This window comes from Bacillus sp. UNC69MF (assembly GCF_000746035.1).
Lineage (GTDB): Bacteria > Bacillota > Bacilli > Bacillales > Bacillaceae > Bacillus > Bacillus velezensis.
This window is the reverse complement of the sequence record NZ_JQKM01000003.1, coordinates 660,845-681,099: the sequence shown is the minus strand read 5'-3', so window position 1 is coordinate 681,099 and position 20,255 is coordinate 660,845. Positions and strand designations below refer to the sequence as shown.

The 20,255-nt window shown below is 48.9% G+C and carries 25 protein-coding genes and 1 other RNA gene; 4 read left to right on the top strand and 22 right to left on the bottom strand.

Annotated elements, in window-relative coordinates:
- Window positions 1-20: 20 nt before the first annotated feature.
- From BR62_RS0103410 to BR62_RS0103370, 9 genes are read right to left on the bottom strand one after another with little or no spacing between them, the layout of a single operon-like run.
- A complete protein-coding gene (locus BR62_RS0103410) occupies window positions 21-1,349 on the bottom strand; it encodes an LLM class flavin-dependent oxidoreductase (protein WP_032869669.1) in 1,329 nt (442 codons plus the stop codon).
- On the bottom strand, window positions 1,346-1,633 hold the full coding sequence (locus tag BR62_RS0103405) for a glutaredoxin family protein (protein ID WP_031378341.1): 288 nt from the start codon (window positions 1,631-1,633) through the stop codon (window positions 1,346-1,348). Before BR62_RS0103405 ends, BR62_RS0103410 begins: the two co-directional genes overlap by 4 nt.
- Window positions 1,634-1,644: 11 nt before the next feature.
- Window positions 1,645-2,652 carry an LLM class flavin-dependent oxidoreductase gene (locus BR62_RS0103400; RefSeq protein ID WP_021494132.1) on the bottom strand — a complete coding sequence of 336 codons (1,008 nt, stop codon included), beginning with the start codon at window positions 2,650-2,652 and terminating at the stop codon, window positions 1,645-1,647.
- A complete protein-coding gene (locus BR62_RS0103395) occupies window positions 2,649-3,428 on the bottom strand; it encodes an amino acid ABC transporter ATP-binding protein (RefSeq protein ID WP_015418222.1) in 780 nt (259 codons plus the stop codon). The genes BR62_RS0103400 and BR62_RS0103395 overlap by 4 nt, the downstream gene beginning before the upstream one ends.
- Window positions 3,425-4,132: an amino acid ABC transporter permease gene (locus BR62_RS0103390; RefSeq protein WP_020956345.1), complete on the bottom strand. Its 708-nt coding sequence runs from the start codon at window positions 4,130-4,132 to the stop codon at window positions 3,425-3,427. Before BR62_RS0103390 ends, BR62_RS0103395 begins: the two co-directional genes overlap by 4 nt.
- Before the next feature lie 15 nt (window positions 4,133-4,147).
- Window positions 4,148-4,870 carry an amino acid ABC transporter permease gene (locus BR62_RS0103385; protein WP_007409997.1) on the bottom strand — a complete coding sequence of 241 codons (723 nt, stop codon included), beginning with the start codon at window positions 4,868-4,870 and terminating at the stop codon, window positions 4,148-4,150.
- Window positions 4,871-4,892: 22 nt separating this feature from the next.
- Window positions 4,893-5,705, bottom strand: a complete 813-nt coding sequence (locus tag BR62_RS0103380; RefSeq protein WP_020956346.1) for an amino acid ABC transporter substrate-binding protein — start codon at window positions 5,703-5,705, stop codon at window positions 4,893-4,895.
- Between the two features lie 25 nt (window positions 5,706-5,730).
- Window positions 5,731-6,543: an amino acid ABC transporter substrate-binding protein gene (locus BR62_RS0103375; protein ID WP_032869667.1), complete on the bottom strand. Its 813-nt coding sequence runs from the start codon at window positions 6,541-6,543 to the stop codon at window positions 5,731-5,733.
- Window positions 6,540-7,079 (bottom strand): GNAT family N-acetyltransferase, encoded by a 540-nt coding sequence (locus BR62_RS0103370; RefSeq protein WP_003151702.1) that lies wholly within the window; start codon window positions 7,077-7,079, stop codon window positions 6,540-6,542. Before BR62_RS0103370 ends, BR62_RS0103375 begins: the two co-directional genes overlap by 4 nt.
- A 151-nt stretch (window positions 7,080-7,230) precedes the next feature.
- Here BR62_RS0103370 and BR62_RS0103365 point away from each other — a divergent pair, with 151 nt between their 5' ends.
- Window positions 7,231-8,121 (top strand): LysR family transcriptional regulator, encoded by an 891-nt coding sequence (locus BR62_RS0103365; protein WP_032869665.1) that lies wholly within the window; start codon window positions 7,231-7,233, stop codon window positions 8,119-8,121.
- A gap of 38 nt (window positions 8,122-8,159) precedes the next feature.
- On the opposite strand, the gene BR62_RS0103360 is transcribed toward BR62_RS0103365, so the two are convergent.
- From BR62_RS0103360 to BR62_RS0103330, 8 genes are all read right to left on the bottom strand, one after another.
- The gene (locus BR62_RS0103360; protein WP_015418226.1) at window positions 8,160-8,954 is read right to left on the bottom strand and encodes an SDR family NAD(P)-dependent oxidoreductase; all 795 of its coding nucleotides are present in this window, start codon (window positions 8,952-8,954) and stop codon (window positions 8,160-8,162) included.
- Window positions 8,955-9,107: 153 nt separating this feature from the next.
- Window positions 9,108-9,374 (bottom strand): barstar family protein, encoded by a 267-nt coding sequence (locus BR62_RS0103355; RefSeq protein ID WP_032869663.1) that lies wholly within the window; start codon window positions 9,372-9,374, stop codon window positions 9,108-9,110.
- Window positions 9,375-9,447: 73 nt separating this feature from the next.
- Window positions 9,448-9,810, bottom strand: a transfer-messenger RNA (tmRNA) gene (gene ssrA / locus BR62_RS18975).
- A gap of 167 nt (window positions 9,811-9,977) precedes the next feature.
- The gene (gene smpB, locus BR62_RS0103350; protein WP_003151688.1) at window positions 9,978-10,448 is read right to left on the bottom strand and encodes an SsrA-binding protein; all 471 of its coding nucleotides are present in this window, start codon (window positions 10,446-10,448) and stop codon (window positions 9,978-9,980) included.
- A 139-nt stretch (window positions 10,449-10,587) separates the two neighbouring features.
- The gene (gene rnr, locus BR62_RS0103345) at window positions 10,588-12,921 is read right to left on the bottom strand and encodes a ribonuclease R (protein ID WP_031378334.1); all 2,334 of its coding nucleotides are present in this window, start codon (window positions 12,919-12,921) and stop codon (window positions 10,588-10,590) included.
- 18 nt (window positions 12,922-12,939) lie between these two features.
- Window positions 12,940-13,680 carry an alpha/beta hydrolase gene (locus BR62_RS0103340; RefSeq protein ID WP_007409986.1) on the bottom strand — a complete coding sequence of 247 codons (741 nt, stop codon included), beginning with the start codon at window positions 13,678-13,680 and terminating at the stop codon, window positions 12,940-12,942.
- A 118-nt stretch (window positions 13,681-13,798) separates the two neighbouring features.
- Window positions 13,799-14,029, bottom strand: a complete 231-nt coding sequence (gene secG, locus BR62_RS0103335; RefSeq protein ID WP_003151681.1) for a preprotein translocase subunit SecG — start codon at window positions 14,027-14,029, stop codon at window positions 13,799-13,801.
- Window positions 14,030-14,152: 123 nt separating this feature from the next.
- On the bottom strand, window positions 14,153-14,338 hold the full coding sequence (locus BR62_RS0103330; RefSeq protein ID WP_087920807.1) for a helix-turn-helix domain-containing protein: 186 nt from the start codon (window positions 14,336-14,338) through the stop codon (window positions 14,153-14,155).
- A 195-nt stretch (window positions 14,339-14,533) separates the two neighbouring features.
- Between BR62_RS0103330 and BR62_RS0103325 the strand changes: the two genes are divergently transcribed.
- The 3 genes from BR62_RS0103325 to BR62_RS0103315 all read left to right on the top strand — a co-directional run bounded on the left by BR62_RS0103325 (window position 14,534) and on the right by BR62_RS0103315 (window position 15,799).
- Entirely contained in the window at window positions 14,534-14,944 is a 411-nt protein-coding gene (locus BR62_RS0103325; RefSeq protein ID WP_003151677.1) for a transcriptional repressor RghR, read from the top strand.
- A 24-nt stretch (window positions 14,945-14,968) separates the two neighbouring features.
- Complete coding sequence (locus BR62_RS0103320; protein ID WP_032869661.1) at window positions 14,969-15,400, top strand: helix-turn-helix domain-containing protein; 432 nt, start codon at window positions 14,969-14,971, stop codon at window positions 15,398-15,400.
- An 81-nt stretch (window positions 15,401-15,481) separates the two neighbouring features.
- Complete coding sequence (locus BR62_RS0103315; RefSeq protein WP_003151672.1) at window positions 15,482-15,799, top strand: winged helix-turn-helix transcriptional regulator; 318 nt, start codon at window positions 15,482-15,484, stop codon at window positions 15,797-15,799.
- Window positions 15,800-15,883: 84 nt separating this feature from the next.
- Here the strand turns inward: BR62_RS0103315 and BR62_RS0103310 are convergent, their stop codons facing one another.
- The 5 genes from BR62_RS0103310 to BR62_RS0103290 are packed head-to-tail and all read right to left on the bottom strand — an operon-like array spanning window position 15,884 to window position 20,173.
- Complete coding sequence (locus BR62_RS0103310) at window positions 15,884-17,287, bottom strand: sensor histidine kinase (protein WP_032869659.1); 1,404 nt, start codon at window positions 17,285-17,287, stop codon at window positions 15,884-15,886.
- Window positions 17,278-17,940 carry a response regulator transcription factor gene (locus tag BR62_RS0103305; protein WP_007409983.1) on the bottom strand — a complete coding sequence of 221 codons (663 nt, stop codon included), beginning with the start codon at window positions 17,938-17,940 and terminating at the stop codon, window positions 17,278-17,280. The genes BR62_RS0103310 and BR62_RS0103305 overlap by 10 nt, the downstream gene beginning before the upstream one ends.
- Window positions 17,941-17,961: 21 nt before the next feature.
- The gene (locus tag BR62_RS0103300; protein ID WP_015240598.1) at window positions 17,962-18,732 is read right to left on the bottom strand and encodes a lantibiotic immunity ABC transporter MutG family permease subunit; all 771 of its coding nucleotides are present in this window, start codon (window positions 18,730-18,732) and stop codon (window positions 17,962-17,964) included.
- The gene (locus BR62_RS0103295) at window positions 18,729-19,463 is read right to left on the bottom strand and encodes a lantibiotic immunity ABC transporter MutE/EpiE family permease subunit (protein ID WP_007409981.1); all 735 of its coding nucleotides are present in this window, start codon (window positions 19,461-19,463) and stop codon (window positions 18,729-18,731) included. Before BR62_RS0103295 ends, BR62_RS0103300 begins: the two co-directional genes overlap by 4 nt.
- Window positions 19,460-20,173, bottom strand: a complete 714-nt coding sequence (locus BR62_RS0103290; RefSeq protein ID WP_003151665.1) for a lantibiotic protection ABC transporter ATP-binding protein — start codon at window positions 20,171-20,173, stop codon at window positions 19,460-19,462. Before BR62_RS0103290 ends, BR62_RS0103295 begins: the two co-directional genes overlap by 4 nt.
- Window positions 20,174-20,255: the final 82 nt, after the last annotated feature.

The window sequence follows — 20,255 nt, the reverse complement described above, 5'->3', positions numbered from 1 at the left end:
AGCAGAAAAAGCAGAAACATTTAGTTTCTGCTCAACATCGGATTTGATTTACAGACCGGAATATCCAACCCGAGATTCCCCCGCAGTGTATCCGCCGGATAGCTTTTTCGGTACAGCCCCTTTTCCTGGAGGATCGGTATGACATGATCCACAAAAGCTTCAAGCATGCCGGGGATGTCAGAGTGAATGATAAACCCGTCCGCCGCTTCCCGCTGAAACCATGTTTCAATTAATGATGCCACATGTTCCGGTGTGCCGATAAAATGGGTTCGCGGAAACGCGGCTTCGCGCGCCACTTGACGCAGCGTAAGATTCCGGGCTTTCGCCTCCCTTTTGATACGGTCTGTCGTGCTTTGAAACGCGTTTTTCCCGACGTCGCCCAAATCAGGAAACGGCTCATCCAGCGGAAAACGGCTCAGATCATAATCGTCAAAAAATCTGGCCACATATTTAACGGCGTTCTCTATGGGAATCAGCTCGGCGAATTCTTGGTATTTCGCTTCCGCTTCTTCTTGTGAGCCGGCTATAATCGGACTGATTCCCGGAAAGATCCGCAGCTTGGTAGCGTCCCGGCCGTAATCCGCCGCCCGCTTCTTCACATCATCATAAAAAGCTTTCGTTTCCTCAAGTGAATTGGAGTGCGTAAAGACTGCATCTGCATTCCTCGCGGCAAACGACCGGCCGGTTTCTGAAGACCCCGCTTGGAAAACGACCGGCTCTCCCTGTTTGGACCGGCCGATATTCAGCGGGCCCTCCACTTGAAAATACTCGCCTTTGTGATACAGGCGATGCAGTTTGTCAGGGTCAAAAAACTGCCCGGTTTCTTTGTTGCGGACGAAGGCATCTTCTTCCCAGGAATTCCACAGACCGCGCACCACGTCCACATGTTCCTGGGCGATGGCATAGCGCCGGCTGTGGTCGGGAAGGCTTTCTTTGCTGTGATTGCGCGCGGCTCCCGCCTGCGGAGAGGTGACGAGATTCCAGCCCGCCCGGCCGCCGCTGATATGGTCAAGAGACATCAGCTGTCTTGCGATGGTGAACGGCTCAGTGAACGATGTGGAAAATGTGCCGATTAAACCAAGATGGGTTGTAGAGGCGGCAAGCGCCGATAAGATAGTGATCGGCTCAAACCGATTTAAGAAATGCGGGATGGACTTTTCAGAAATGAACAAGCCGTCCGCAATAAAAGCAAAGCTGAACAGCCCTCTTTCTGCAGTCTGCGCTTTTTGCCTGTAAAACGCCGCATTCGTGCTTGCTGTCGGATCGGCGTCGGGATGACGCCAGCCGTCCGTTGTGCCGCCGACACCGTGAATCATGGCTCCGAATTGAATTAGATCCGTCCGGCTCATTTTCTCTCCCCCTTTTTCCCCTCGTAATCGGCAAGCGCCCGTTCTACATGTTCAATGCCGACTTGAGTAACGGCCTGATACACACGGCTGTCACCGCTACCGAGTTCAACGACGGGGACATGACGGATGCCGTATTTCATCTGCAGCACGTCACGCAATTCGTCCCGCTCTGTCACATCAATTGTTTCGTATGCAATGGCCTTTTCCCGCAAATATCCTTTCACTTCATCGCAATACGCACAGCCCTGTTTGCTCCAGACCACAACGTTTACTTCATGACTCATGTTCATCCCTCCTATAATTGTGGGGCCGGCTGCACCGCTTCGCTTAACAGCCGGTAAGACAATCGTTTTTCCTCAGCGTTTTTGATAGGCGACAAAATCACAAAATCAGTAATGCTGTACTGAACGGATAATCGTCGCAGCTCGGCGGCAGTCTCTTCTTTTGTCCCGGCAATCACACCCGTCTTTTGTGTAATCAGCTTATATGGCTGCGTGACTTGTTCAAGAAACGCTTCCGCTTGTTCCCGGGAACCGACATTCACCTTTTTGCCGTCTTCGAGAATGATTTTGACCGACTCACGCGATACGACGTGTTTTTCCGCTTCTGCTTTTGTATGCGCGGTAAATACCATCGGCGCAAGGTGAAATTCCGCCTTCGATCCTTTCGGCAGATGCTCGTCAAAGGCGTGGCGCGCTTTTTCTAACGCAGCCTCTTCACCGTTTATGAAATAGGCGAAAACGAAGGAAATGCCGAGTTTGGCCGCGGATATCGCGCTTTCCGCGCTGCCGCCGAGCAAAAAGAGGTCAGGCGCATACTCAGTATGCGGCGCCGGCCGCAATGACGCATAGCGGTGTGAGTCCGGAAAATCATTTCGGATGAAATGAGTCAGCTCCTCAAGCTTTTCTTCAAATAAACGGGCGGGCTGGATAAGCTCCCGCTGCAGCGCATCGGTTGACAGCTGAAATCCGCCGGGCGCTTTGCCGACACCAAGCGCCACACGGCCGGGAGCAAGAGCGGACAAAACCCGGAACTGCTCCGCCACTTTATAAGGACTGTAATGCTGCAGCATCACCCCGCCGGATGCGAGACGGATTTTTTTCGTGCTTGCGGCAAGATACCCCAGAACAATTTCCGGCGCTGATCCCGCTATCTCTTCATTGTTATGATGCTCCGCCGCCCAGAAACGGTCATATCCGTATTGTTCAGCCTCCTGAGCCAATTTCACCGTTTGCCGCAAGGCTTCTTCTGCGGTTTGGTTTTCCGCGGTGACACTTTGGTCTAAAATGCTTAAACGAATCATACGACAGGCTCCTTTATGCGCTCTTTTATGTCATAACCGTAATCAGGCAGCACGCGGCGGAGGAACTTCTTCGTTCTTTCTTTTTTCGTCTTGTAAAAGACTTCCTCAGGCGTTCCTTGTTCCACGATTGCTCCTTCATCCATAAACACAATTCGGTCGGACACTCTTCTGGCGAATTCCATTTCATGAGTAACAATGATCATGGTGGCGCCGGTCCGCACAATGTTAAGCATCACCTCGAGCACCTCGCCGACAAGCTCCGGATCGAGGGCTGCGGTCGGTTCATCAAACAGCATCACATCAGGATGAATGGCAAGCGCCCTGGCAATTCCGACCCGCTGCTTTTGTCCTCCCGACAGCTGATTCGGATAGGCGTGCAATTTATCCTGAAGCCCCACCTTGGCCAGTTCCCGCTCGGCAATGGCGTACGCATCTGTTTTTTTCATTTTCCTTGCGATCGTCAGGCCTTCCATAACATTTTGAATCGCCGTTTTATGCGAAAACAAATGATATTGCTGAAAAACCATCGCCGTCTGTTTCCTCAGTCTGAGAATGTCTTTTTTGGCAGGCTTTTTGCAGTTAATGACTTCACCGTGCAGCGAAATGGCGCCTTCATCCGGCCGCTCAAGTAAATTAAGGCAGCGCAGAAAAGTGGTTTTCCCGGAACCGCTCGGGCCGATGATGGTCACGACTTCTCCTTTCCGGACACTTAAATTGATGCCCTTTAGCACGTGATGACTGCCAAAATGTTTCTGAATGTTTCGGATTTCGATCATAATGCGCCTCCTTGATATCTGGCTGCCCTTTTTTCTGCCAGACTGTTTACAGCTTCGAGAATCAGCGTTAATCCCCAATAAATCACGGCCGCCCCGATAAATGCTTCCAGAAATGCATAGTTATCGGATGCCGCAATCGTCGCCGTTCCTGTAATTTCAGGCACCGCAACAATGGCCGCGATGGAAGTGGTATGCAAAAAGCCGATGCCTATGTTGGTGAAGTTCGGCAGCGATATCATGAACGCCTGCGGCAGAACCACACGCCGAATCATCTGGCCCCGCGTCAAGCCGATTGAATATGCCGCCTCCGCCTGCCCCGTATCGACGGCCATGATCCCGGATCGGAGAATTTCCGTCATATAAGCGCCTGCCGTTAATGACAGTGCCATGATGACAAACACGGCGACCGGAATCTGATTGGCCGACCAGCCGAGATGAAACGCGCGGCTGAATTGATCGGCAATCAGCGGAACCCCTAAATAAATCAGCATAATATGGAGAATCGCCGGGGTGCTGCGGAAAAAAGACACGTAAAACGCTGAGCAGGCCAGCAGCCATTTGATGCGGAATATACGCACCGTGATATTGCCGAGAGCTATGAAAAATCCGGCAATAATCGGAATGACCGTCATCGCCAATGTAAGCGGAACGGTTTTCATCATTTGTTTGATCGCAGTGCCGATAAATGGAATATCCAGCTCCACTGTTCTCCCTCCTTTTCAGCCGTGCGCGCTCATGTCAAAAACCGTCACAAGGCGCGTCTCATCTTTCTTGATTCGTTTTTCGGCCCATCTGAAGACACATTCAAATAAAAGGGCGGCCGCATAATACAGAACAGAAAGCGAGATATACACTTCTAAAGAATGATTGCTCGATGTAATCAAGGTCTGTCCTCTGCCCGACATATCCATCACCCCGATCGAAAAAGCGAGCGATGTATCTTTTAAGAAACCGATCACCATATTCCCGATGTTGGGAAAGGCCTGCACAAGCGCCTGCGGCAGAATGATGCGCCGGAATGTCTGCCCCCCGTTCAGCCCGATGCTGAAAGCCGCCTCCGCCTGCCCGCGGTCGACGCTGTTCACACCTCCCCTGATGATTTCGGCCGCTCTTGCCGCGCTGCTCAGCGCATACGTGGCGATGGCCGCATACAAAGGGTCCATTTTGGAGGTATCAATCCCGGCGAGCGCCGTGAGCGCCGGAATACCGTAAAATACAATGAACAGCTGCACCATGATGGGCGTTCCTCTGAAAAAAGAGATATACAGCTTCGCAAACTGATTCAAAACGGGAATGCGATAGATGCGGGGCAGCGCCAAAAGCAGCCCCAATAGAAAGCCGAACAGCAAAGACACCGCCAATATATACAGCGTGACGGGCAAATACCCGAGCAATGTCGGCACAAAGGACGCGATCATACTGATATCAAACGCTTTTTCCATTGCCGATCCCTCTCTTTTTCACTTAATATTGCTCCTTTGAATAATCCGCGCCGAGCCACTTTTCACTCAGCTTTTTAAGCGTGCCGTCATCAATGATTTCCTGCAGGGCTTTATCAATGTCATCGCTCAGCGTTTGTTCATTTTTGTTAAACATAAAGAACACTTTGGCATTTGACAGCACCCCGCCGACCGTTTTTTCTTTGATCGCGCTCGTTTTGTTTTGGAAATCGACGGCAAACGGCGTAGAAATCGTCGCATCGGCGCGGCCGGATTTCAGCTGATTGGCCGCATCGTTGGAGCCTTGGCCGGCATAAGCAATTTCAAACGGACTGCCGTGTTTTTCATTCCATTTTTTCAGCACAAGCGCGCCGTTTGACGTCGGACTTGTAATGACCCGCTTTCCTTTCAAGTCCTCAATGCCGTGAATGTTCCCGTTATCTTGAAGCACCGTGATTTTCAGCGGGAAGTTGTTATACGCGACTTGATTGAACAGAAATTTTTTCTCCCGTTCGGCGCTTTTCTCCATTTGATGGGCTACGATATCGACTTTATGCTGGCCGAGGCTGACAAGCAGGTTGGAGAAATCCATCGTTTTAAAAGTGAAACGATAGTCCGGCAGGCGCCTGTCAAGCTCTTTCACCAGCTCAACGTCGTAGCCCGTCAATTTGCCTTTATCATCAATAAAGCAAATATTCGGAAATTGAGTGCCGGTGCCGACCGTAATGTTCTTCACGTTTTTCTGATTTCCTGATGCCGCCTCCCCGCCCGCGCCGCAGGCTGATAACGCCGCCGTTGCGGCAATTGTTAATGACATGACCGCCAATCTTATTTTCATGTGATCGCCCCGTTTTCTGCTTCAATTATTTCGTGAAACTTGATTTTGAATAATCCGCGCCGAGCCATTTTTCACTCAGTCTTTTCAATGTGCCGTCCTTCTCAAGCTTTTGAATCGCCCGATCCGTATCGTCCGCCAGGGTTTGGCTGTTTTTATTGAACATAAAATACACCTCGGTATCCAGCAGCACATCACCGACCGTTTTTTGTTTGAACGCGTGCGTCTTATTTTGAAAATCGACGGCAAACGGCGTGGATACGGTGGCGTCAGCGCGTCCTGTCTCAATTTGGTTTGCTGTATCACTGCTGCCCTGCCCGGCGTATTTCAAATGTATCGGGCTGCCGTGGGTTTTGTTGTATGCCGTCATATAATCCGCCGCGTTTGACGTTGCGCCGACGATGACGGTTTTCCCTTTTAAATCCCGGAGCGTGTGTATCGCGTCATTATCCGCCTTCACCGTGATGTACATCGGCGAGTAGTTATACGGGATTTTGTGATACAAAAAGCGTTTCTCCCGTTCCTTATTTTTCGCCATATTGTGCGCGATCACGTCAATTTTCCGGTTTCCGAGACTTGTAAGCAGATTCGAAAAATCCATCGTCTTAAAGACAAATTTGTATTGCGGCAGCTGTTTATCAATGGCTTTTATCACTTCAATGTCATAGCCGGTCAGCTCGCCTTTTTCATCCATAAAAGCAATGTTCGGAAAATCAGTTCCCGTGCCGACAATGACGGTCTGCACGCCGCTCCCCGCTTTTGTGCTTTCTCCTTGCCCGCACCCGGCCAGCACACCGAGCAGCAGAAGCAGACAGCCGGCTCTGATCCGTTTTTTTATCATTGCGCCCAGCTCGGTGTGCCTAACAGCGACGCGTCAAACCGCTCCGGTATGAGCACCTTTCTCATCATGACTCCGATGTCTCCGTCTTTCTCCTGCTCAAAATACACTTCATACCCCCTCCGTCTGTACATATCGACAAGCCAGGGATGCTTGCGCGCCGAAGTGCCGAGCGTGATGGCCGGGGCCTTCAGCGTATCCCGCAGCACGTGTTCCTCCACATAAGTCAAAAGTTTGCTGCCGATGCCCTGCCCCTTCAGCTCAGGAAGCGTCGCAAACCACCAGACGAACGGATATTTTGACGGAGGCGTGTCACTCTCCCACGGAAAACGGATCGTAATGGTTGAAAGAAGCCGTCCGTCCCGTTCGAGCACGACGGCTGAATGATTTTCAATATTTTCTGTTACCATATCGATGTCGGCCCGCGCCGACGGCCAGTCAATCTCCAAATTGCGGATCGGCTGAAACGCGCTGTACAGCAGCTCTAAAAACTCCGGCGCATCCTTTTTCTCAGCCAATCGAAATATGTCTTCACTCATTCCGGTCACTCTCCCCGCAAAAATATATAATTCCAATTTGTTTACTAAGCTTTGATTGTTTATACTATAAAGCAAACTGATTTATTTGACTAATCAAAAAAAGTAAAGGAAAGGTTCAAGAAAATTAATGAACAGCCGGGAGGGGATTTCGTTGGAATTACGCACCATTAAAACGTTCCATACGATCGTACAGTCAGGCAGCTTTTATAAAGCCGCCGAAATTCTGAACTACTCACAGCCGACAATTTCAATGCGGATTAAACAGCTGGAACAGGATGTAGGCGCGCAGCTGTTTGAACGGGGAAAGAAGCTGAAGCTGACAAGGGCGGGGCGGCTGTTTCATGAGCGGGCCGGGCAGCTTCTCGCGCAATACGAGGTGCTTGACCATACTCTGGCCGATATCAGACAGGGCCAGGCCGGCCTTATTCAGATCGGCATATCCGAACCGACGGCAAGCCTGATCTTCCCTGCCGTACTGCGGGGGTTTTTAGATGATTATCCTGACATGTCGGTCAATGTCAGCGTGGATGATGCCAATACATGCAGCCGCAAACTGCTGGAGGGCGCCATTGATTTTGCCGTATGCGGCGAGCCGGAGCTGATTCTGGAAAATTATTTCGATCCGTTTTTCCATGACTCGCTCAATGTCATCGTGTCCGACAGACATCCCCTTGCCGCCAAAGCAAGCGTCAATCTCGAGGATTTAGAAAATGAATGCCTGATTTTTACGCCCGCCAATTGCCCGATCCGGATTCAAATTGAACAGCACCTGCAGCGGGCCATCGGCAGCCGCTATCGAAAAATGGAGCTGACCAGCAGCATGGCTCACCAATACTATGTCAGGGAAAATATCGGCGTCTCAATCTTTACGGCGACGGCGCACTCAGAACCGATCGAGGGCACGAAGGTCATTCCGATTCATAACTTAACAATTTCACCGCCGGTCGGGCTGTTGACAAACCAAATAGAAGAGCATTTTGACTCCGCCACAAAAGATTTAATCAGCAGGATCATCAGCCGGTTTCAGCATGATCCGCATTAAAAAAACCCCCGCTTTACGGGGGTTTTTGTACGTTCATCTTATATAATGCTCCGCACCAAGCCGCCGTCGATCCGCAATGCAGATCCGTTAATGGCAGACGACAGCGGGCTGCTTAAAAAGGCGACAAAGTGGGCGATTTCTTCCGGACGGATCAATCGCTGAATGATCGACGTCGGACGATTCTCCTTCATAAATCGTCTCTCCGCCTCCGCCGCGGTCAGGTTTTCACCGGGATAAAGCGACTCGAGCATTGTTTCGACGCCCTCTGTTTTCGTGGAGCCGGGCATGACCGTATTCACCGTCACATTCGTCCCTTCCGTGAGCTCGGCCAGACTGCGTGACAGCGACAGCTGCGTTGTTTTCGTAGCGCTGTAATGGGCCATTTCCTGAGAAGGCATGACGGCCGCTTCACTCGCGATAAAAATCACCCGCCCTTCCTTCCGTTCAATCATCCGCTTTGCATACCGGCGTGTCAGCCTCACGCCGCTCATGATATTCACCTCGAAAAACCGGAGCCACTCTTCGTCAGGAATATCAAAGTATTCCGCAGGTTCAAAGATTCCTAAATTGTTGACGAGAATATCCACATCAGGGTACTGCTGAAAAATCGCGCCGCATCCTTCCGCCGTGCCTAAATCAAATGCGGCCGGATAGAGACGGGCATCCGGCGTCTGTTTCTCTAGTTCCCGGATCGTTTCGTTCACCTTTTCTTCACGGCGGCCGTTAATGATCACGGCCGCACCTTCTGCAATCAGCGAAGCCGCAATCGCCTTCCCGATGCCTGACGTAGATCCCGTCACAAGCGCCGTCTTTCCTTTCAACTGCAAATCCATCATCCATTCCTCCCTATCGCAAGTCTCTTCTTATATATGGACAGAAATCGAAAGCCTGAAACCTTCCGTCCCTATTATCGGATAGAAAAATAGATGAGGGGAAGTACGCACTTTTTAGTGCCTGTCCGTTGTCCCGGCTGACGGCTGATCGATTTAAATGAAAAATTCACCATCTAATTCTGCCTGAGCCTTTTTTAATATCCTTAATACATTATCAGCATCCGAACCCAATTCCTTCTGACTGATGTCAAAATTCTTCCACACCAAAGTCAGCGGAAGTTCGATCCAGCCTGTCAGACAATCCCATAAGGCATTCAGATTTTCACCATAAAAGTCCGGGAATTCTAATTGATCTTTTAAGATTCGGTGTAATGCTTCTGTGCTTGTAACATCTTTTCCGTCTATGATGACGATTTCCATTTACATTCACTCCTTTTTTCGGCATGAAAAAACCGCAGTGCGTCATGTGACAGCACTGCGGTTCCTCTGTTATGTATGGAGACGGTGGGAGTCGAACCCACGTCCAGAAACATCGATTACTTAAGCGTCTACGAGCGTAGCCTGCATATTTCGTGTTTCACTCGTCTTCGTGCCTGCGGGCGGGCCTTCCGAGAGCTAGTCTGTCAGTCTCTTCTTACGTTCTCAGACGGGAACGCAAGCGTAGCCTACTTGGATGTGCTCTTCACGGACACATAGGCAATGTCAGGAAGAGCTCGCTGCGTTTATTAGGCAGCTAGTGCTAAGTTTTGGTTAAAACTTTTAGTTTTGCCAGTTATATTTAGGTGCGTGTTAACGAGATCGCCTCTCGGCTCGCAGCTCAAGCTCGATCCATCCCTGTCGAATCCGTAACGTCCCCTTGTTAAGGGTATACGGGAGATCTATCAAGCTCTTGCTTAACTGGCTGTACTGTTATTATATCATGATCACAGACAAATTCAATTGGGAATGTCTTCAATAAACAGCCTGTGAATTTGATGTGTGAACAGTATAGCATACGGCAGTTATCACATCAAGGCTCAGGCATCAGAAGCCTTTTTGTCTGTCTCTGAACGCTCTTTCGATTTCTCTTTTGGCGTCTTTTCGTTTTAAATCTTCGCGTTTATCGTATGTTTTCTTCCCTTTTCCGAGGCCGATTAACACTTTGGCAAAGCCGTTTTTCAAATACAGCTTCAGCGGCACGAGGGAATAGCCTTTCTCTTTTGTCAGGCCGATCAGCTTATTGATTTCTTTCCGGTGCATCAAAAGCTTTCTCGTCCGGAGCGGGTCGTGGTTATAGCGGTTTCCCTGCTCGTACGGGCTGATGTGCATGTTGTGGAGGAACACTTCGCCGCGCTCGATTTTCGCAAAGGAATCCTTCATGTTTACGCGGCCGGCGCGGATGGACTTAATCTCTGTTCCCTGCAGCACGATGCCTGTTTCATAGGTTTCTTCTATAAAGTAATCATGGTTTGCTTTTTTGTTTTGCGATAATACTTTGCCTGATCCTTTTGGCATGCCTTCTCCTCCTCTCTCCGCAAAAACCGTTCATGTGTGCGATACGCTTTATTTTAGCAAATGGAGCGTTCCGCGACAATGAAAATGCGGCTTGCGAAAGAAAGCAAACAGAGCATTTTGCCCCATTTGCTTTTCGCATTTACTTCTTCTTTTTGCGTTTTTGTTTCGGCGCGTTTTGGAAACCCCGTTTTTTCTTTTTCTTCTTCGGTTTTGTAAACCATTCCCCTTTTTCCTCCGATTTCGGCGGTGAAGCCGGGGTATTGCTGTTTAACACGCGTTTCCGCGCCGGTCTGCCGCGTTTTCTGCGGTCGCCTGTCGTTTCTCTCGGACGGCGGGTGCCTTTCATGCCGACAATTTCAAAGTCGATGTTTCTCTCATCTTTATTGACGTCGACGACTTTGACCGTGATTTCGTCTCCGATCCGGTAAACGTTGCCCGTGCGTTCGCCGATCATGGCGAAATGCTGCTCGTCAAAACGGTAATAATCATCCGTCATAAAGCTGACGTGCACAAGACCTTCAATCGTATTCGGCAGCTCGACAAACATTCCGAAATTCGTGACGGAACTGATCATGCCGTCAAATTCCTCGCCGATTTTATCAAGCATATATTCCGCTTTTTTCAGATCGTCCGTTTCCCGCTCTGCATCAACGGCGCGCCGTTCCATTGTTGACGTATGGTCAGCGATTTCCGGAAGGCGTTCGGCCCACTTTTCTTGAGTCGCTTCGTCCGATTGTCCGTTGATCAAATACGTTCTGATCAGCCTGTGAACGATTAAGTCAGGATAACGGCGGATCGGCGATGTGAAGTGCGTATAAAATTCAGTCGCCAGCCCGAAATGGCCCAGGCTTTGCGGGTCGTATTTCGCCTGCTTCATGGAACGGAGCATGACGGTTGAAATCACCGTTTCTTCCGGACGGTCCCGCACTTCATCAAGAATGCTTTGCAGCGCGCGCGGATGAATGTCTCCGGCTTTTCCTTTAACGATATAACCGAATGTCGTGACGAACTCCAAGAACTTTTGCAGTTTTTCGGCGTTCGGCTCTTCGTGAATCCGGTAAATAAACGGCACGTTCATCCAATGGAAGTGCTCGGCCACCGTTTCGTTTGCGACAAGCATGAATTCTTCAATCAGCTTTTCCGCTACTGAGCGCTCTCTGATGACGACGTCTTTAACGGCGCCTTCCTCATCGACGAGCACTTTCGCCTCTTTGAAATCAAAATCCACGGCGCCGCGGTCCATCCGTTTCGCCCGGAGAATTTCCGCCAGACGTTCCATGTCTTTAAACATCGGGACGAGCGGCTCATATCTTTCTTTCAGCTCGGCGTCGTCTTCTGTGAGTATCTGGTTGACATCTGAATAGGTCATTCTTTCCGTCGTTTTAATGACGCTTTGGAAGATCTCGTGCTCTGTCACCTGGCCCTGCTGGTTGATTGTCATTTCGCAGGAAAGCGTCAGCCGGTCGACCTTCGGATTTAAAGAACAGATTCCGTTAGACAGTCTGTGCGGAATCATCGGAATGACCCGGTCAACCAAGTACACGCTTGTCCCTCTTTCCAGCGCTTCTTTGTCAATCGGGGAATTCTCCGTGACGTAATGGCTGACGTCGGCAATATGGACGCCGAGCTTGTAGCTGCCGTTATCAAGCTTTGTCACGGTGACGGCGTCATCCAGATCCTTCGCATCCGCGCCGTCAATGGTGACAATGACCTGATCGCGGAGATCACGGCGGTCTTTGATGTCTTTTTCATCGATGGTATCCGGCGTGCTTGTTGCCTGCTCCATCGCTTCAGCCGGAAAATCTCCCGGCAGGCCGTGCTTATGGATAATTGATAAAATATCGATGCCCGGATCATTTTTATGGCCGAGTATTTCAACGATTTCTCCTTCGGCGTTCATTCTGCCTTCAGGGTAGCTTGTCAGTTTGACGACGACTTTATGGCCTTCCGCAGCGCCGTTATTGGCATGTTTCGGAATAAAAATATCACTCGTGATTTTCTTATCATCCGGGATGACAAAACCGAAGCTTTTCGTTTCTGTGTATGTGCCCACGACGCGGTCGATGCTTCTTTCCAAGATGCGGATGACCGTGCCTTCCTGTCTCGATCCGCTTGACTGGGAATTGAGCCGCACCATGACGATATCGCCGTTCATGGCCGTATTCAGCTCATTCGGCGGAATAAACACGTCGCTTAAAGAGGTATCCTCCGGCAATAGAAACGCGAATCCCTTTGCATGCGCGGAAATTTTTCCTTTTACTAAATTCATTTTTTCCGGAAGCCCGTAGCGGTTGCTTCTGGTGCGGACGATCTGTCCCGTCTCCTCGAGCGCCACCAGCGCTTTTACCAGCTCTTTAAATTCATCTGCTTCCGTGATGTTCAGCATCTCCTCAAGTTCCTGAACGGTAAGGGGCTTGTACGCCTCTTCCTTCATAAACGCGAGAAGACGGTCCATAAACGCTTCTTTTTCCATTATTCGACCTCCTGTTTGTTACCAATCGAGTTTCTCTAAAAATTCGTACACATCCTGATGAACGAGATCCCGTTCTTTATCGAGCGTAATGACATGGCCTGATTCTTCATACCATTTCAGCTGTTTGTCGTCCGTTTCCACCTCGTTGTAAATGATGTTCGCACTTTCTGTATTAATCATATGGTCATGCCGTGCCTGAACCACAAATGTCGGGGAATAGATCATGTCGACGTTTTTGCGCACATCGGCAATCAGCTCCTGAAGCGATTTGAGCGTATTCATCGGTGTTTTTTCAAACTCCTTCATTTCCTTTTCAATCTGCTCCGGCTGTTTTCCTTCGAATTTTTTATAATTGCGCGCGTAGGAAAGAACTCCTTCGTACATAACCTCTTCACTTTTAATGTGCATCGGCGCACACATAGGAACAATTCCCTTTATGGGTACAGTGTAACCCAATTTCAATGAAAAAACCCCGCCAAGCGACAGTCCGCAGGCCGCAATGTTTTCATAGCCTTCAGACCGTAAATATTCATAACCGTCCATGACGTCTTTCCACCAATCTTCAGGCCCTGTATGTACCAGCTCTTCCGGCGGAACGCCGTGCCCTTTATATTGAGGCGCGTGACAAGTGTAGCCGCGCTCATTCAAGTAGCGGCCGAGCATTCTGACGTCTGCCGTATTTCCCGTAAATCCGTGCAGCAGAAGCACCGCTTTGTCTCCGCCTTTAAATGTAAATGGTTTTGGTGTCACAATTTTCATGCTCATAACCCCTTTTTTGCACATTCAATTTAGTTTTCCACAGTTTTGCGAGAAACAAACGCCGTCTCTCAACAAGAAAAAGGCCTGATATTAAATCAGACCTTATACAAACATTGCCTTATACGATATACGCTAGCGAAATCGTCAACACGAAAAACAAGACTGCCAGCACAACGGTTGTGCGGTGAAGAATCAGATCAAGGCCCCTTGCTTTCTGTTTTCCGAAAAGCTGCTCCGCCCCGCCTGAAATTGCACCCGATAAACCGGCGCTTTTGCTGGTTTGAAGCAATACGACAATAATAAGTGCAATACTGACGATGACCAATAAGGTAATCAATAATGTGTGCATCCCATACACCTCCAGACTGACTGGCCTACATTGCTTCTATTTTACATGAAAAACAAAGGCATGTCACGCCGTATCGGTGCACATCATGTCAGAAAAACGGAAATGCGTTTGAATCTTCCATCATCATTGACTTTTGTCAACAAAGTCGTAGTAAAAAAGATCTTCAAATTTCATGTCAAAGTAATAGAGCATTTTTCCGATGACCAGCTGGCCCGGCCTCCGCTCTCCATTCAGTACACGGCTCAGTGTGGCGGGAGATATTCCGATCTCCAGGGCGAGCTGGTTTAACGAGTAGTCATTATTGACCATATACTGCAGCACATAATCTCTTCTGATCTGTATCTTTTCGACCACTTTCTTCACCTTCCGTTCTGTCAAATACTTTCTTTCTTATACATAAGATACGGCTTTTGTTAACTTTTGTCAATACTTTTCCAGCCTGGCTATTCCCTTTAGTCAATAAACATACTAGAATATAAATAGACCGCGGGAGGGGGAGAGACTGTGGAAAGCTTCGGGAAACAATTGCGGACATTGCGGGAAAAAAGGCATCTGACAGTGAACCAGCTGGCAACGTATTCAGGCGTGAGCGCCGCGGGAATCTCGCGGATTGAAAACGGCAAACGCGGGGTGCCGAAACCTGCAACCATTAAAAAGCTCGCAGATGCGTTAAAAATCCCGTATGAGGAACTGATGCAGACGGCGGGATACATAGAGACCGTTCAGGAAACGAGAGCCCCGTACGACACGGGCTGCACCTTGCTGGAAAAAGCCGAAACGTATGAGCTGCATGATTTATCCCTATTGGAGCGGGAGAACTGGCGGCACCTGTCGAAAGAAGACTTGGTTCTGCTTGATAAATACTTTGCGTTCTTATCGGCTGAAGCCAAAAAAAGAACAAATGAAGACTCATGACTTTGCACATGTGAGGCGATCTTATTGAACACATTCGGAAAGCAATTAAGAGAGCTGCGCCGCGCCCGGAAGCTTACCGTCAATCAGCTTGCCGTCTATTCCGGCGTCAGCTCGGCGACCATTTCCAGAATTGAAAACGGGCACCGCGGCATTCCTAAACCCGCGACCATCCGAAAATTGGCGGACACATTAAAAATTCCGTACGAGGAGTTAATGGCGCGGGCCGGACACATCCAGGCATTTCAGGAAGAAATCCGCGAAACCTCCGAAAGCTATCAATCCATCTGCGCCATCTATCAGACCGCCGTTGACAGAGGCGCGGAGCATCTGCCGCTGTTTGACAGCAAAAAGTGGCAGCACTTCACAAAAGAAGATATTGAAAGCGTCAGCAAATACTTTGATTTTATTGCGGCTGAAGCGAAAAAACGCTCCCCGGATTCCTCATCCTCTTTTTGATCCTCTCCTCAACTTAACAAGCGCCAGACGTACGTTCCCTCCGATTTTGCGGTATAATAGCAGAAGACGAGGTGAAAAAGCATGAACCAATCAGAAATGTGCCCCAGATTCGAAAAAGCGGTCGACATCCTAAGTAAACGCTGGGTGGCTCTAATCGTCTTTCAGTTATTGAACGGACAGCAGCGATTTAGCGAAATTGAAGCGGCGCTTCCGAATTTAAGCGGAAGAGTCTTGTCAGAACGTCTGAAAGAACTTGAAACAGAAGGTGTCATCAAACGGGATGTTATCCCCGAAACGCCTGTCCGCATTGAGTATTCTTTAACGGAAAAAGGCTGCGCATTAGCCCCTATTTTAGAGGAAATTTCCAAGTGGTCTTCAACATGGATTGATCCTTCCTGATAAACTCTTTTCCGCATAAGCGGCTGATCTCTCAAACGGACAGCCGTTTTTATTTTTGCTTTTCTTAAACAGAAAAACAAGCCCTCAGGCGTGCAGGGCTTGTTTTTGTCTGACGCCTTCCAGCGGAATTCGAATCTCCGCCCGGGCTCCTCCAGACTCCTGATTTTCAAGTATTAATTCGCCGTGGTGAAGATGTACGACATGATGGGCGAATGTAAGCCCCATGCCGTGATGCCCCGCCGAATGTCTGCTTTTATCCTCCGTGTAAAAAAGCTGTGTCGCTCTTTTCAGCGCTTCCGGCGAGAACCCGCTTCCGCTGTCGGATACGGCGAGATGGAGGGCGGAATCGGTGCACAGGACGTCCACACGGATTTCCCCTCCTTCCGGCGTATAGTCGACGGCATTTGCCGCGATATTCATGACCGCCCTGTGGAGCAGCTCATGATCGATCGGCGCTTCTTTTCTGTCAATTCCCCGTTCGCTGAGGACGAGATCAATCTGTTTCGGGCCCGCAAGCGCCGCCGCGTCACGATATATGTTTTGAATCCACTCTTTGAGGTCGGTATATTCCACATGAACGGCAACTGCCTCCTCCGCTTTAGAAAGCTGGATCAGCTGTCCGACATAATGCTCGATTTTGTTTCCGGCATCCAGAATATACTGCGCATATTCCGCCTGCTCCTCATCAGGCTTTGTTAACTGAAGCAGTTCGGCATTTCCTTTAATGATCGTTGCCGGAATTTTAATATCATGCGCAAGCGCGCCGATTTGTTCTTTCTTTATCCGCTCCGCCTCCCATTGCGCCGCCAGAGATGCCTGAAGCGCGTCTTTCATTTTCAGCAGAGAGTCAATGACATCGTCAAATTCTTTTATACGCGACCTTTTTGGATTGATATTTAAATTCTGTTTTTGAATGCTTGCCGTAATGGAGCTGAGTGTGCTGAAATGCCGTCTCAGCTGATTGGCGAAACGCGTCGTCACAATAAAAACGGTCAAAAGAAGCAAAGTGATCAGAATCGTAAGACCCGTCCATTCATAATTCGGCAGATAGCGCCTTAACAGCAGCGACTGAAATTCCGACCTGAGTGAATATTGGAGAACGCCGTATTCATCTTTCCGATTTATCACCATGAATCCTTTTTGAGCATAATTAAAATACGGCTGATGCTGAATCTTTTTTCTCGCGTTGGCCGCATCTTGTTCCGTCATCGTTCCTTTTGTCATCCGCTTTGTTTTTTTATCAAAAACGGCGTATGTCATACCTGCGGGGATCATGTCTTCTGTTATCTTTTCCGCTGATTTCAGGCGGGGTTTGATCTGTTCCGCCTCATGCTCGCTGTAGTTTGCGGGCAGGATCGCTCCGGCATTCATAGCAATGGCATTTAAGGCGACACATAATGCCGCCACCCCCATCGTGCTCAGACACAGTGTGATCGTAAATTTGACAAGCTCTTTGCGGATGCTGGATTTTCCTTTTGCTATTCCCATTTGTATCCGACACCCCACACCGTTTTGATCGGATCAGCCCCGTGTTCTTTACATTTTTTCCGGATGGTTCTGATAAACTCCGTAATGGTTGAATAGAGCGCATCGCCGTCCAAGCCGTACACTTCCTCGTAAATCTGCTCCCGTGAGAATGTTCTGTTTTTATGCTGTGCCAGACATTCAACGATTTTATATTCGTTTTTCGTAAGAGGCAGTTTCCGGTCATCAATCCATACTTCTTTATTGTCAAAATCAAACATGAAGCCTGATATCAGCCGTTTCGTCTGATGCTTTTCCCGCCGTTCCCTTCTGACATGCGCGTTTACCCTTGCCATCAATTCCTGTACGCCGAACGGCTTTGTGATGTAATCATCAGCGCCTGTCATGAGGCCTTTCACAATGGATTCTTCGTCAGACTTTGCCGTTAAAAACAGGATCGGGCTGTCCACCAGCGGGCGAATCCGCCGGCAGAGTTCAATCCCGTCCGTTCCGGGCATCATGATATCAAGAAGAATCAAATCATAGCCTTGAAAAAAATCCAATGACTGATCCTCCGCTTTTTCCAGAATCGTTACTGTATGCTGATCACGCTGTAAAATGTTTCTGATCAGAACGAGAATATCTTTTTCATCATCAATTGCTAAAATGTTTGCCACCGGCCGAATCGCTCCTTGCCTTTATTCATATGAACGCCGCCCTTCCCATCTTCTGCACCAATAGAGGCCGGCCAGACATAATATCACTATAGAAAAATATAACATTATTTCTCCGAATCTCATATCGTATCTTACATAAGGGAGGAACTCTTTTTTGACTTTGTCAAAATGCAGCAGTCCTGCAAGGCCTGAAAGCCGTACGCTCCATGCCCACGGGAAAAAACGCCAGATGGTATCGCCAAGTCCCGTATTCATGAGCGCCGCCATTAATAAACCTGCTCCCCCTAAAAGCCCGGACGGTCCCATGCCGTACTTTATGCCGACAAAAAAAGACATCATATAAAGCGGAATACTGCCGGCAATCAGCCACGCCCCTCCTTTTAAAAAGAGAAGATACGGGAGATCATTGATGTGAAGAACAAATTTCATCCCCGCCAAATAAAGACAGATGGCGAGACCTACCGATAACACATTCAATAGGAGCAGCAAAAGCAGCTTGCCCGCAAAACTGATGATTTTAGAATGCGGGACCGCCAGCATCATCTGAAAATGGCCCGCCTGTTCCTCAACCGAGGCAGACATGCCGCAGACAATACTGATGATTAAAGGGTATAAAACGGCAATCGCGCTGAAAAACACACTGTACAGCATATAAGGCTCCTGAACCCTTCCATACATATACAACAGGAAAAATCCCGCGCATAAAACCGGCGCCGCAGCATGCATCCATATGAGCGGCGTGCGCTTCATTTTTAATACATCGGCCCACATATATCGTAAAAGCACGGTCATGACCGGTTTCCCCCTTTTGAAAAAGACACGGCGGAAACAAAACTTACCGCGATAAAAGAAAGAATAGAAAGAATAATAGCCGGAATGATCACGTTTCCGTTTAATAAGCCGCTGTTTGCAGGAAGCGGAATTCCGTTCGGATGGATCCCGAGAATCGGTGACATCACCCGGACTGACCAGCTCCATGGACTCAGCCACCACAATGAACCTGACGCCGGCACAATGCCTAAAACAAAGGCGGCGATCATATTCATGAGGATGACTGCCGTAAACCCGAACTGTCTGGCAATCCATAAGCAGAACGGAATTTCCCAAAGCGTAGACAGCCACAAAAGGGAGCTTGCTTCAATACCTTTCAGCTGAACCGCAGCAATTGCCGGAAACATAAGGCCAAGCAAAAACATGATGACTAAAAAGACGATTTGCGACAGGAGTGAATACAGCGCGATCAAGCTTATTTTTGAGAACCATATGCTCTTCAAGTCAGCCGGCAGTGAGTACACCGCACGGTCATTCGCAGATTTTTTCTCTTTTTTAACAGATAAACCGCACATTAGAGCAATCATAAGCGGCATGAAAATAACCGCCCACCAATTGAACGTGCCCGTCATAAAATAGGCGGCATTCAGCAGAAAAGAAAAAGCCGTGTTCAGAAGCGGAATCAGAATGATCAGCTTTCTGATAAATGTTCTTTTAGATGTAAGATGTTCCGCCTGCATGTACTGAATCATTTCCCTGTCCCCGCTTTCTCCCGTGTTGATTTGACTACCTCCAGAAACAGCCGCTCCAGATCGTCTTCCCGGCTGATTTCTCCCTGATATCCTAAAACGCCGTCACTGATGATTCCGATATGGTCTGCGATCTGCTCGACTTCTGATAACAGGTGACTAGATAAAATAACCGTCATTCCCTGTCCGGGCAGAGAGCGGATAAATTCCCGCAAATCCTGAATTCCCATCGGGTCCAATCCGTTTGTCGGCTCATCAAGAATTAAGAGCGACGGACGGTTTAATAATGCTAACGCAATGCCGAGACGCTGCTTCATTCCCATAGAAAATTGTCCGGCGCGCTTTTTTCCGGTTCCCGTTAATCCCGTGATTTCCAGCACTTCCGCAATTCTTGAATCAGGCAGTCCGAGCATCACGCAGCGGACTTTCAGATTTTCAGCGGCTGTCAGGTTGCTGTAAAGCGGCGGCGCTTCAATCAGGGAACCGATGCTTTTCAAATCTTCGCGCTTCCATGTATGTCCGTCGAACAGAACCTCGCCGGATGTTTGCTGCAGCATGCCGGTCAATATTTTAAGTGTCGTTGATTTTCCCGCGCCGTTCGGACCGAGCAGGCCGTATATACTGTTGCGTTTTACTGATAGAGACACATCAGCCACTGCCTGTTGTCTGCCGAATGATTTTTGCAGCTGTCTCGTTTCTATGATGTTGCTCATTTGATTACCCCTCTGCTTTGTTATTTGATAAGTAAGACTTTACAGCGCAGTTATCAAAATTTAATCAAGAAATCAAAAAAAA

Excerpts from the sequence above, each read along its gene's own strand:
- BR62_RS0103410 (WP_032869669.1), bottom strand. The coding sequence starts at position 1,349 with ATGAGCCGGACGGATCTAATTCAATTCGGAGCCATGATTCACGGTGTC.
- BR62_RS0103405 (WP_031378341.1), bottom strand. The coding sequence starts at position 1,633 with ATGAGTCATGAAGTAAACGTTGTGGTCTGGAGCAAACAGGGCTGTGCG.
- BR62_RS0103400 (WP_021494132.1), bottom strand. The coding sequence starts at position 2,652 with ATGATTCGTTTAAGCATTTTAGACCAAAGTGTCACCGCGGAAAACCAA.
- BR62_RS0103395 (WP_015418222.1), bottom strand. The coding sequence starts at position 3,428 with ATGATCGAAATCCGAAACATTCAGAAACATTTTGGCAGTCATCACGTG.
- BR62_RS0103385 (WP_007409997.1), bottom strand. The coding sequence starts at position 4,870 with ATGGAAAAAGCGTTTGATATCAGTATGATCGCGTCCTTTGTGCCGACA.
- BR62_RS0103380 (WP_020956346.1), bottom strand. The coding sequence starts at position 5,705 with ATGAAAATAAGATTGGCGGTCATGTCATTAACAATTGCCGCAACGGCG.
- BR62_RS0103375 (WP_032869667.1), bottom strand. The coding sequence starts at position 6,543 with ATGATAAAAAAACGGATCAGAGCCGGCTGTCTGCTTCTGCTGCTCGGT.
- BR62_RS0103370 (WP_003151702.1), bottom strand. The coding sequence starts at position 7,079 with ATGAGTGAAGACATATTTCGATTGGCTGAGAAAAAGGATGCGCCGGAG.
- BR62_RS0103360 (WP_015418226.1), bottom strand. The coding sequence starts at position 8,954 with ATGGATTTGCAGTTGAAAGGAAAGACGGCGCTTGTGACGGGATCTACG.
- BR62_RS0103355 (WP_032869663.1), bottom strand. The coding sequence starts at position 9,374 with ATGGAAATCGTCATCATAGACGGAAAAGATGTTACAAGCACAGAAGCA.
- smpB (WP_003151688.1), bottom strand. The coding sequence starts at position 10,448 with ATGCCAAAAGGATCAGGCAAAGTATTATCGCAAAACAAAAAAGCAAAC.
- rnr (WP_031378334.1), bottom strand. The coding sequence starts at position 12,921 with ATGGAAAAAGAAGCGTTTATGGACCGTCTTCTCGCGTTTATGAAGGAA.
- BR62_RS0103340 (WP_007409986.1), bottom strand. The coding sequence starts at position 13,680 with ATGAAAATTGTGACACCAAAACCATTTACATTTAAAGGCGGAGACAAA.
- secG (WP_003151681.1), bottom strand. The coding sequence starts at position 14,029 with ATGCACACATTATTGATTACCTTATTGGTCATCGTCAGTATTGCACTT.
- BR62_RS0103330 (WP_087920807.1), bottom strand. The coding sequence starts at position 14,338 with ATGGTCAATAATGACTACTCGTTAAACCAGCTCGCCCTGGAGATCGGA.
- BR62_RS0103315 (WP_003151672.1), top strand. The coding sequence starts at position 15,482 with ATGAACCAATCAGAAATGTGCCCCAGATTCGAAAAAGCGGTCGACATC.
- BR62_RS0103310 (WP_032869659.1), bottom strand. The coding sequence starts at position 17,287 with ATGGGAATAGCAAAAGGAAAATCCAGCATCCGCAAAGAGCTTGTCAAA.
- BR62_RS0103300 (WP_015240598.1), bottom strand. The coding sequence starts at position 18,732 with ATGACCGTGCTTTTACGATATATGTGGGCCGATGTATTAAAAATGAAG.
- BR62_RS0103295 (WP_007409981.1), bottom strand. The coding sequence starts at position 19,463 with ATGATTCAGTACATGCAGGCGGAACATCTTACATCTAAAAGAACATTT.
- BR62_RS0103290 (WP_003151665.1), bottom strand. The coding sequence starts at position 20,173 with ATGAGCAACATCATAGAAACGAGACAGCTGCAAAAATCATTCGGCAGA.